The 3,012-nt window shown below is 68.8% G+C and carries 1 protein-coding gene and 1 pseudogene; one reads left to right on the top strand and one right to left on the bottom strand.

Annotated features, from left to right (window positions below; genetic code table 11):
• A pseudogene (locus tag ACWFR4_RS47805) lies at positions 1 to 548 on the bottom strand (hypothetical protein); the annotation flags it as partial.
• A 519-nt stretch (positions 549 to 1,067) separates the two neighbouring features.
• Here ACWFR4_RS47805 and ACWFR4_RS47800 point away from each other — a divergent pair.
• The coding region (locus tag ACWFR4_RS47800) for a PHP domain-containing protein (protein ID WP_453658143.1) at positions 1,068 to 3,012 on the top strand (1,945 nt) is incomplete at its 3' end.

Raw genomic sequence — 3,012 nt, 5'->3', positions numbered from 1 at the left:
CGGTTCACGTGATCGACGGCCAGGTGGTCGTGCCCACCCCAGGACGTGCGGTCGATCTCGTCGACCCAGTCACCGAGCAAGGCCGTCGAGACCGCCTCCACCCAGGTCGTCGTTGCCCTCTTGATGCCGAGCCAGGTTTCGGCGAACTCCGCGACCGTGGGCACCCAGTCGCTGTCGGCACGGGACTCCAAGATCGCGCGCCGGGCATTGAGCGCCGCGAACAGACCGTCGTGCCGCCTGCTGGACGCCTTGCACTCGACAAGCGCGACCAGCTTTCCCTTGACGAACAGGACCAGGTCGAGCCTGCCGCGATCCGCCCGGATGCTGGCACTTCCGCTGTTCACGAGAGCGACGGAAGCGACCTTGTCCTTCCACTTCTGCACAGCATCGCGCTTCGGGACCTCCACCTCGGCGTCCGTCTGCGACCGCCTGACGGGCCACTTCACTTCCATGGCCTCCAGCAGCGCCCCCACGTCAGCGGACTGCAGGTGCGAGGGCAGCCGGAGGGGGACGTGTACGAGCTCTTTGGTGGGTTCGAGGGGGCTCATCGTGCGGTTGTCTCCTTGCCGGGTAGATCGAAGGGTTCACCTGTCGGTCCCGGCATTGAGCCCTCATGTCAAAGAATCTTCGTCGGCATCGTGTGACGTGGCTCACGCCCGCCCGTGCGGGCTACGCCGCGGCACGTGCTGGAGTCCGTGCTCGACGTCGCCGCTTCACGTCGCGGGACGCCGGAGCGCCCGCTAGCGCCGGGGTCGTCTGGCCACCACGGACCTTGCCCAGACTTTCGCGAGACGGACGCCCTGTCGCCCGGAGAACTCTGAGACTGCCCACACATAGCTGAGACACGACAGCCCGGAAGGCGCTTCGCCCGCCCGACCTGCATAAACGGCGTTGCGCAAACTGGCCAGGTATCGCGCTCACTGGCCAGCTAGAGCGCTCAACCACATCAACGTCTCAAGGGACACGCGGGACCCAGGACTCGCACTGTTCGATTTGCGTTCGATACATTGGAGACGGAACAAGCCATGCGGCTTGAAACGGGGCTCGCGTGATCGGAGGTGGCAAACGTGAAGACCTCCGGGGTCTCTCACCTGCACGTTGCCTCCGGGTACTCGGCCCGCTACGGCGCCTCGCTCCCCCATGACCTGGTCCGCCGGGCCGCCGAGCGCGGCCTCTCCACGCTGGCGCTGACCGACCGCGACACGGTCGCCGGGACGGTGCGGTTCGCCAAGGCCGCGGCCGTCGCCGGCGTGCGGCCGATCTTCGGAGTGGACCTCGCCGTCGCGCCCTGCAGCGAGCCCGATCCGTCGGCCAGCCGGCGCCGTACGCCAGTGCGTGGCGGTGCGCATGTAGTGGAGGCGCGGTGGCGCGTGACGCTGCTGGCGCAGGATGTGGGCGGGTGGGCCCGGCTGTGCCGCATCGTGTCGGCTGCGCACGCTGCGCCGGTCGACGGCCTGCCGGTGGCTGCTTGGCCGGTGCTGCAGGAGCATCTCGGCGAGGGCCTGGTCGTGCTGCTCGGTCCTGCGTCGGAGCCGGTGGCTGCGCTGATGTCGGGGCGGCCGGATCTGGCGGAGCGGCTGCTCGCACCGTGGCGGACGGTCGCCGGGCGGGGCCTGCGACTGGAGGCCATCTATCTGGGTCGGTCGGGTACCGGGGCGGGGTCGCTGCGGCTGGCTGCGCGGACCGTGCAGCTCGGTGACGAGCTGGGTGTGCCTGTGGTGGTCTCCAATGCGGTGCGGTACGCGGATCCGGCGCAGCACCGCCTGGCGGATGTGCTGGATGCTGCCCGGCTGCTGCGTCCGATCGACCGGCGCAGCGTCGACAGTGGCGAGCGGTGGCTCAAGGGCGGCGGCGAGATGGCGACGGTCGCCGCGCGGATCGCCGAGGCCTCGGGCCACGGCCCTGAGCGGGCGGCCGCGCTGCTGGCCGAGACTGAAGACACCGCTGCCTCCTGCACGTTGACCGCTCAGGATTTGGGGATGGGGCGGCCGCATTTTCCCGAGCCGCACGTGGTCGGTGCCGACAGGGAACGGGGCGGCGCAATGCGGTTGCTGCGCCAGCGCTGCGAGGCCGGCATGGTCGCCCGCGGTCTGGACGCGGATGCGGCAGCGGTGCGGCAGCTGGACTACGAGCTCGATGTCATCGGCCGGCTCGGTTTCGAGGGCTATTTCCTGGCGGTGGCCCAGGTCGTCGCGGACGTGCGGGCGATGGGTGTCCGGGTCGCCGCGCGTGGTTCTGGTGCAGGCTCCATGGTCAATCACGCGTTGTTCGTGGCGACTGCGAATCCGCTTACTCATCGCCTGCTCTTTGAGCGTTTCCTTTCGGAGCGGCGGACCTCGCTGCCGGACATCGATCTCGATGTGGAGTCCGCGCGACGGCTCGAGGTCTACGACAAGATCATTGAGCGGTTCGGGCTCGAGAGGGTCGCGGTCACCGGCATGCCCGAGACCTACCGCGCCCGCCACGCCCTCAGGGATACCGGGCTTGCGCTGGGGATTGCCCCGCAGACCGTCGACATGATCGCCAAGTCGTTTCCGCATATCCGGGCTTGCGACATTCGCTCCGCGCTCGCTGAGCTGCCCGAGCTGCGCCAGCTCGATGCCCGCGCTGATGAGTTCGGACCCTTGTGGGAGTTGGCCGAGGGGCTGGACGCGCTGGTGCGCGGCTATGCCATGCACCCGTGCGGCGTGATCATCTCGAATGCGTCGCTGTTGGACCGCCTGCCGGTGCAGCCCACTCCCGGTGGCGACTACCCGATGTTGCAGGCCGATAAGACGGACGTGGAGGACCTGGGGCTTCTTAAGCTCGATGTGCTCGGGGTGCGGATGCAGTCTGCGATGGCTCACGCCGTCCACGAGATCCGCCGCACCACCGGAAAACTCCTCGACCTCGACAATCCCGACCATGTCGACCTGGGCGACGAAGCCACGTTCGAGATGATCCGCCGCAGCGACACCCTGGGCTGCTTCCAGATCGAGTCCCCCGGCCAGATGGACCTGGTCGGGCGTCTAC

The sequence above is a fragment of the Streptomyces sp. NPDC055140 genome (assembly GCF_053607285.1).
Note: the sequence above shows the minus strand (reverse complement) of the source record. Positions and strands in the feature narration are given on the sequence as shown.